This is a genomic window from Thermodesulfobacteriota bacterium (genome assembly GCA_034189135.1).
In the GTDB taxonomy this organism is placed as follows: Bacteria; Desulfobacterota; Desulfobacteria; order Desulfobacterales; family JAUWMJ01; genus JAUWMJ01.
Map to the genome: position 1 here is coordinate 1 of JAXHVO010000079.1, position 8,124 is coordinate 8,124.

Annotated in this window: 5 protein-coding genes; 2 read left to right on the top strand and 3 right to left on the bottom strand. The window is 44.6% G+C overall.

Going from position 1 to position 8,124, the window contains the following annotated elements; genetic code table 11:
* Positions 1-104 precede the first annotated feature (104 nt).
* From SWH54_11480 to SWH54_11490, 3 genes are all read right to left on the bottom strand, one after another.
* A complete protein-coding gene (locus SWH54_11480; GenBank protein MDY6791875.1) occupies positions 105-1,235 on the bottom strand; it encodes an FAD-dependent oxidoreductase in 1,131 nt (376 codons plus the stop codon).
* A gap of 14 nt (positions 1,236-1,249) precedes the next feature.
* Positions 1,250-2,080: a rhodanese-like domain-containing protein gene (locus SWH54_11485; GenBank protein ID MDY6791876.1), complete on the bottom strand. Its 831-nt coding sequence runs from the start codon at positions 2,078-2,080 to the stop codon at positions 1,250-1,252.
* Positions 2,081-2,353: 273 nt separating this feature from the next.
* Entirely contained in the window at positions 2,354-3,352 is a 999-nt protein-coding gene (locus tag SWH54_11490) for a YhdH/YhfP family quinone oxidoreductase (GenBank protein ID MDY6791877.1), read from the bottom strand.
* 559 nt (positions 3,353-3,911) lie between these two features.
* Between SWH54_11490 and SWH54_11495 the strand changes: the two genes are divergently transcribed.
* A complete protein-coding gene (locus SWH54_11495) occupies positions 3,912-5,042 on the top strand; it encodes an ABC transporter substrate-binding protein (protein MDY6791878.1) in 1,131 nt (376 codons plus the stop codon).
* Positions 5,039-8,023 (top strand): PAS domain S-box protein, encoded by a 2,985-nt coding sequence (locus SWH54_11500; GenBank protein ID MDY6791879.1) that lies wholly within the window; start codon positions 5,039-5,041, stop codon positions 8,021-8,023. The genes SWH54_11495 and SWH54_11500 overlap by 4 nt, the downstream gene beginning before the upstream one ends.
* The last annotated feature ends 101 nt before the right edge of the window (positions 8,024-8,124 follow it).

Here is an 8,124-nt window from a genome sequence, read left to right on the forward strand (position 1 = left end):
GAAAGCCTTTCAGAATTTGGGTTTTTGGTTTCGTCACCATCTGTATACCCTTATTCTAAAGGCTTTTCCAGCTTTTTTAGATGGTTATTACTACTTTTTTTCGCTCAATTGGGGTATAACACTTTTTCAATGGCCTGAAATTTTTTCATAAATTTGCGGTCAATGTAGTCTTTAATCTTAAAGGCAATTTTTCCCTCAAACACCAGCCATTTTTTCTTCAATACGCCGAGTCCTCCGCCCACATTGAAAATCAAAAGATATTCAGGGCCGGGGTCAAATGCTTCAAGGGCATCACCTTTAAGGGATGCCATCAGGTTGTGCAGCAGGACAGGGTTTTCACGAACCGCATACACCCCAACCTTATCCAGAGGCTGATCCTTAAAATAGATACAATCCCCGCCTCCAAATATTTCAGGATATTTTACAGACTGCAAGTATTTATTTACCAGAAGTCCCTTGTCCGCACCCACAGGCAAGCCGGATTCCTCAAAGATGGTGGATGGCCTGACTCCCAGGGCCATGAACGTAAAATCGGTGGAAAAGATTTCATCCGATTCAAGGCGGATTTCGTCCGATTTGATTTCCGTTACGTAGCCGTTTTCAAAGATTTGAATGCCCCGGCGGTGAAGGGATGAAAAGACTTTTGCTCTGACTCTTTGGGGAAATCTTGCCATAAATTTTTTACCGGCAAAAATCCGGATATCAGGCATATGTTTGTTCACCTTTTTTGCCAGCTGCCACACATTTCCGGCCACCTCGGCAGATGAAGGCCCGCCCCCAACAGTGCTGACCCTGATCTTTTTTTGTGAAAACAGGATCTCCAACTTCTCAGCTGCCTCCATGAGTTTCTCAATCGGTTTGACCGGGTAGATATTATCACTGTGTTGAGGAACTTTCTGCATGGGAACATAGCTGCCAGCGTTAACGGAGAGCACGTCATAGGAAAACGGTTGCCCTGTTTGGGTAAAAATCTCTTTTTTACCAGGATCAATTCTGTCAACTTTATCTTTTATAAAAATGCCGCCTTGCTTTTGTACCACATCCCTGGTGGCAAACCGGATATCGTCCGGACTGTATGTTCCCCCCAGCATCCCGGGGCCCATGCCGGAATAGTAGTGATAAAAAGAAGGGCCGATGACGGTCACCTTAAACCCCTCTTCAGTAAACCTGTCGATATTTTCCAGGGTCATCATGTGGGCATGGCCACCCCCGATGAGTACCAGTTGTTTTCTCACTTTACCCACTCCTGTTAAAGACTGTCCAAAAGCTTACCCAGGCTGGTAAGATGTTCCTTTTCCTCATTGGCAATTTTATTGATGATATCCTTTGATTGCGAATTTTCTATTTTTGAGGAGACCCGTTGATAAAGATCCAGGGCCTGGGCTTCTATTGACATGGCCAGAGAAACCACTTCCGTAGCGGAATTCAGGTCCGGGTGGAATAGATCAAGATATTCCCCGGTGGACAGGCCGCCTTCCGATGCCTTTGTTTCGATCATTTTTTCAAAAGTATCTTTGCTCAATTCTTCAGTGCTGTTAGCATTATAGGCCCGGTAAATAAAATCCTGATGTTTTACCTCAATCTCGGATAATCCGGCAAACAGCTCCTTGACTTTTTTATGTTTCGCTTGTTGTTCCATGGTGACATAAAATTCGTGTAATCCCTGTTCGAGCGAATAGGCGACTTTTAGCACATCCAATGGCTTCTCTTTTCCTATGAAAAGATCGATTCCAAGATCTTCGGGTCCGATGGCTGTTTTGGCGTGCCAGGCCTTTATTCCGCCTGAGACATTAAACACTTTTTTAAACCCCTTTCCCGCAAGCATTTGCGCAGCAACACGGCTGCGCCCACCAACGGCTCAATACACCAGGGTGGGTTTTTCAGGATCAAGCTCCTCAAGCCTGTCGGAAAGTTGGGGCAAAGGAATCAGGGTGGCACCTGGAATATGGTTTGCCTGGTATTCGGCGGGCTGTCTGACATCCAGTATGGTGATTTCTTCTCCCGGGTGCTGAGAAATATATGCCTCGGTTTCTTTAAAATTCAAAGATTTGGCCGGTGTAAAAAACTGCATCCATTTCATACCCTGTTCTCCTTTTTGGCTTCATACATCAGTTAAAAAAAAATCCTTATCTTAACCCGACAACGCAACTTATCATCTTTATTTAGCAACCGCTTCTTTTTGTGTCATGCGGTATTGTTACGGGTTACGAGTTGCGGGATACGGGTTTTAAAAAGGATTATTTCCTATTAACAACTCGCAACACGCAACTCGTAACTTGGAACACTTACGCTATAGGCAAACAAACAAGTTAAAAAAGACGTATTATGGATATCGATAAATGTCGTTGTAGGATTAACTATATTCCAAATTTACCAGAGTTCTGCCTTTGAGCTTTCCGTTTAATATGCGCTCAATTTTATCATTTAACTGGTCCAGAGAAATTTCATCATAGATGCTTTTAAGCATGTCGAATTTCCAGTCGGTGGCCAATTTTTCCCAGACCTTTGATCTGAACTTCATTGGACAATGCTGTGAGTCTATGCCGAGGAGAGAAACCCCCCTTAATATGAACGGAAACACGTTAATGGGCAGATCCGGGGATGCCACATTTCCGCAGCAGGTCACCACCCCATCCGGTTTGGTTGATTTGATGGCTGTGGCCAGAATATCTCCTCCCACCGTATCGATGACGCCTGCCCATTGGGCTTTTAAAATGGGCGGTTTCGTGTTTTCCAGATAAGTGTTTCTGGCAATGATGTTTTTAACACCCAGCTTATTCAGCAAGGTCGTATCTGTTTTTCCGGAGACAGCGGTTACAGCATATCCAAGGTGGGACAAGATTCCTGCCGCCAGGCTTCCCACTCCGCCGGTGGCTCCGGTGACAAGAATGTCGCCATGTTCGGGCCCGATGGTGTGAGTCAGTTTAAAAATGGACATGCCGGCAGTCAATCCGGCGGTTCCGAATATCATGCTCTGTTTCAGCGAGAGCCCTTCCGGCAGTTTGACCACCCAGTCTCCCGGCACTCGAATATATTGTCCAAAGCCACCTGCCGTGTTCATGCCAAGATCGTAACTTGTCACAATGACCTTTTCTCCTTTTTTAATGGTGTGGACACGGCTTTGTTCAACAATTCCGGCTGCATCAATCCCCGGTATATGCGGGTATTGCTTGGTGACTCCCCGGTTTCCGGAGGCCGACAGGGCATCTTTATAATTTAAGGAAGAATAGTTCACCCGAATGAGAACATCTCCTTCCGGCAGATGATTAATGTTGACGTCTTTGACCTGCCGAATAAATTTATTTTTCTCCGGTTCTTCAACTATCAATGCTTTGTAGGTGAAATGATCCATGCGCGTCATCCTTTCATTTTATCCATGAGGTGAATACAAATTTTCCGCTGCAGGGCTCTCCAGAATAACGGCACCCTGCCTGCCAACCTGCGCCATGCCATTGACACAAATTAAGACTTTTACTGGGGAACCGGTGAGCAGTCATCCAAACTGAAGCTGAAAAATGTCAAGGATCCGGTCAACACTGTCCCGATGATAAGAATTTTCCTTTATAATAAGGGAAAATTTAAAATGGTGCACGAAAAAGACCGAAGCTCAATGATGACCGGGAATTCAACGGCAATTTTCAATATCTTATAGGCAAGTAAAATCAAGATACCGTATAATCGATTTATTGTCAAGACGCTATATTGCTGTAAATTGGCTAAAATCTTGTAATTTCAGCCAAAATTTCCACTTTAGCCCCTTGCTATTTCTCTTCGGATAGTGTAAAATAAATCGGATTGGAAAAGTTTTCCCCAACTCCTTTAACCGGGATGCCATTTATCTCCTTAGGCGGCACTGGATATTCCAGCATGATTTGATAACGATATGCTGAAATTTACCAATGGTTTTTGTTATGAGCAAAAGAAAAAGCCTATTTTCTATTGTACTTTTATCACTCATGATTTCTCAACTGGCTTGGCTTGGGGGCTGTGATCAAAAAAAAGAGCCCATCAAAATAGGCCTTTCGATTAACCTGAGCGGTCGGGGCGGTACTGCAGGAGAGTATATCCGTGATGGCGCTATGCTTGCTGTATCAGAGATTAACCAGAAGGGAGGGATACACGGACGCCCCATCTCTCTGTTAATAAAGGATGATAAGAACACGGAGGAAGGGATTATTCAGGCGGATGAGGAATTGATTGCAGAGGGGGTTCCGGTTATTATTGGGCATACTTACTCTGAGACTACTCTAAAGGCATATCCCTACGTGACCTCGCGCAATACAATCTTATTTACCGCATTCACCGCTACAACCCGGTTGACCGCAAAGGACGACCTTTTTTTTCGGACCTCTGTAGATAACAGCGCTTATGGCAGGGCCCTAAACACGTTGCTTACCAAAAGACAGATACAGACGGTTTCCTTTCTTCTGGATATGTCGAATTCCAGTTTCGTGTTGGACTATGTGGAACAAACCCGGAAATATTATTCCGGCCATGTTGCGGTGGTTCAGTTCAATTCCCGGGAAAAAACGGACTGGGATAGCATTATCCCTGACCTGATGGATGCAAAACCGGATGCCATTATGCTGCTCACGGAGGTGACCATGACCGGAGTTGCCGCACAAAAGCTCAGAGCCAAAGGGTTTGAAGGGGATTTTATTGCCAGTTTGTGGGCTCAGACCCCTGATCTAATGCGTTATGGCGGCAGGGATGTGGAAGATTTAACGATCATTACTTTTATCAGCCCCCAATATCAGAACCCTCAATATGTGGATTTTGCCAAAGGGATTAAAGAAAAATTTAACAAGTCAGTTACTGCCCGCACCGTGCGAGCCTATGAAGCTGTACACATCATTTCACAAGCCTTAAAACAGTGTGAGGAGATGAGCGCCCCGGAACTGAAAAAAGCCCTTCTTAACATATCAAAATTCGATAGTGTAATGGGGCCGTTACGGTTTGATGCCTTCGGTGATGTGATCCGGCCTGTCTTTGAAATCAGAATAAAGAACGGTAAATTTCATAATGAAGGGCAGATAAAATGAGCCTTTCATTACGCTCACGAATTAGACGCATCGTTATTATCACCGGTATCTTTTTCTATCTCCTCGCCTCCCTGATAATCGCCGCATTACATATAAGGGAAAAAAAGAGAGACTATGCCTCAGCGATGATCACCACCGTTAAAACATGTGAGGCGATTATCATAGACTATATTAGCCAGTATGATGAATACATCCAACATGTGATAGCAGAAACACCTGATGATGAAGAGTCTGCGGTCATCAATCATTTTCAGCAAAACCTCCGTTTTCTGAATCGGCAGGATTTGTATTATATTCTGGATCAGCATAACCGACTGATCTATATTCAGGATCCTTATGAGCCATTTCAAGGGCTTGATCTTTCTCACCTTGAACATATCGCAGGCAAAAAGGCTATGCCCAAGGTATATCAATCCCTGTTCAGTCAGCGGCCGGTAGTGGCTTTTCTTTATCCGATCTCCGGAAACAGGCTGTTGGTATTGGAAAAGGATCTTAAAGGCATCATTCCCCTGGCCAAGCATTTCAATCAGGGAGAAATTTTTAAAGGAGGATATCTGTTTATCCTCTCTGCCAACGGCACCGTTGTTTATCACCCGGACAGTCATCTCGCCGACAGCCGGCATAATTTTGGTTTTGAACTTACCGATTGGAGCGATTCAGATGCAAGAGGGCTTCAAACCTTCATTTATAATAACAAAAAGTATTTGTGCTACAAGGCCGGACTTGAAAAACCCGTCGGCTGGATGCTCTATTTCGTCGTCCCCTCTGCCACCCTTTTCAGGGCCATTATCTTTCATGTGGTTCAAATGTTTTTAATTTTTGCAGCGGTTTTTTCTTTTCTTATATTTTTTCTTCAGCTCATAATAAACAAAAAACTATCAGAACCGGTAAGCGAGATCGTGTCCAGTATATCGACTCGCAATCTGAATGGCACCGACGAGCCGATACCTCAAAGCAAGGCCTCAGGTACGATCGAATTAACAAACATTATTGATGCCATTAATAATATGACCGACGAGCTGGATCGATCAAATGCAATCCTGAAAGCGAGCGAGCAGAAGCACCGCATACTTGTTGAAACCATGACCGATGGGGTATTTATTTTAGATACAGATGGTAAGATTGTCTTTCTGAACCCTGAATTTGAACATGTTACCGGATACGGCGCCCAGGAATTTATTGGGCGGCCTTTCACTGAAATACTTGCTCCTGAACATATCGAATCAACCCTTGACCGATTCAAACGAGGTCTTTCGGGCGATACGATTCCCGTTTATGAAGTAGAGCTTAAGCATAAGGATGGGAAGACGGTTCCTGTGGAATTAAAAGTGACATCAATGTTTGACGACAATGGGGAAATTATTGGCAGAATAGGTGTCGCTCGTGATGTCTCTGAACGCAAACACTCAGAAAAGGTGATCAGAGAAAATGAACGCTTTCTTCGAAGCGTATTTGACGGTATTCAGGATGGGATAAATGTGTTAGATCGGGACATGAATATTGTTAAAGTGAACGCATGGATGGAGAAGACGTACGCTGACCAAATGCCGCTGGTAGGGAAAAAATGCTATGAGGTTTACCAGAAAAAGCAGTCCCCTTGTCCATGGTGTCCTTCTCTTCCGGCCATTGAAACGGGTGAAGTCTATTCCGAGATCGCGCCCTATTCGTTTGCTGTCGATCCAAAGGTGTGGTTCGATATTTCCGCCTATCCTCTTAAAAATGCTAACGGTTCGGTAATCGGCATCATCGAACACATAAAAGATGTATCGGATCGCAAGCGTGCCCAGGATGCGTTGCGTCGATCAGAGCTGGAGCTGAACATCAGAAACCGGATCGCCCATGTCTTTCTCACCGTACCCGACGATGAAATGTACGCAAAGGTGTTAGACGTTGTTCTTGAGGCCATGGAAAGCAAGTTCGGTATTTTCGGCTATATTGACGAGCAAGGCTCTTTGGTCTGTCCTTCCATGACCAGAGAGATATGGGATCAGTGCCAGGTTCCCGATAAGGACATCCAATTTCCCCCCGACCAATGGGGTGGTCTATGGGGCAGAGCCATGGTTGATAAGAAGTCGTTATATTCCAATCAGTCGCTCAACGTGCCGCAAGGACACATACCGATAGCCAGGGCTTTAGATGTACCGATTATCCATCAAGATGAACTCATTGGTAATTTTTTGGTCGGTAACAAGAAGACAGATTACGACGAAAATGACAAACGTTTGTTGGAAAGCATTTGCGATTATATTGCACCGGTCCTTAACGCCAGGTTACAAAGAGACAGGGAGGTTAAGAAAGGTCAACGCCTTAAATCCCAGCTGCAACACGCGCAAAGGATGGAAGCTTTAGGTACTTTAGGGGGTGGGGTTGCCCACGACTTTAACAACCTGCTTATGGGCATTCAGGGGCGTACCTCTTTGATGCTCATGGGTAGGGATGCTTCCCATCCCGATTTTGAACATCTGCAGGGAATAGAGGAATATGTTAAAAGCGCAGCAGACCTTACCAAACAACTTTTGGGATTTTCCAGAGGCGGTAAATATGAGGTCAGGCCAACCGACATCAATGAGCTAATCAAAAAGACGACCAAGATGTTTGGCCGCACCAAAAAGGAGATCAAGATTCATAGAAAGTACCAAAAAGATGTATGGACCACAGAAGTCGACCAGGGACAGATCGAGCAGGTCCTGATGAATCTCTATGTCAATGCCTGGCAGGCCATGCCCGGCGGTGGAGATCTTTATGTCCAGACTGAGAACGTCAGTTTTGATAAGAACTATGAAAAACTAGTTGAGATAGACCCGGGTAAATACGTCAAAATTTCTGTGACGGACAGCGGAATCGGCATGGATGAGGAGGTCAAGCAAAGGATATTTGACCCGTTTTTTACCACCAAAGAGATGGGCCGTGGGACAGGTTTGGGTTTGGCTTCCGCATATGGAATTATCAAGAATCATGACGGATCATTAGTGTCCGGTTAAGAATCGAATAAATTCAGCTGGATATGGCCACTAGTAATTTTATTTTTGTAATCAATTGGCGTAATGGCCTGTGAAATAAGCCTTTGTTCAAAAACAGTTAT

Excerpts from the sequence above, each read along its gene's own strand:
- SWH54_11490 (MDY6791877.1), bottom strand. The coding sequence starts at position 3,352 with ATGGATCATTTCACCTACAAAGCATTGATAGTTGAAGAACCGGAGAAA.
- SWH54_11495 (MDY6791878.1), top strand. The coding sequence starts at position 3,912 with ATGAGCAAAAGAAAAAGCCTATTTTCTATTGTACTTTTATCACTCATG.
- SWH54_11500 (MDY6791879.1), top strand. The coding sequence starts at position 5,039 with ATGAGCCTTTCATTACGCTCACGAATTAGACGCATCGTTATTATCACC.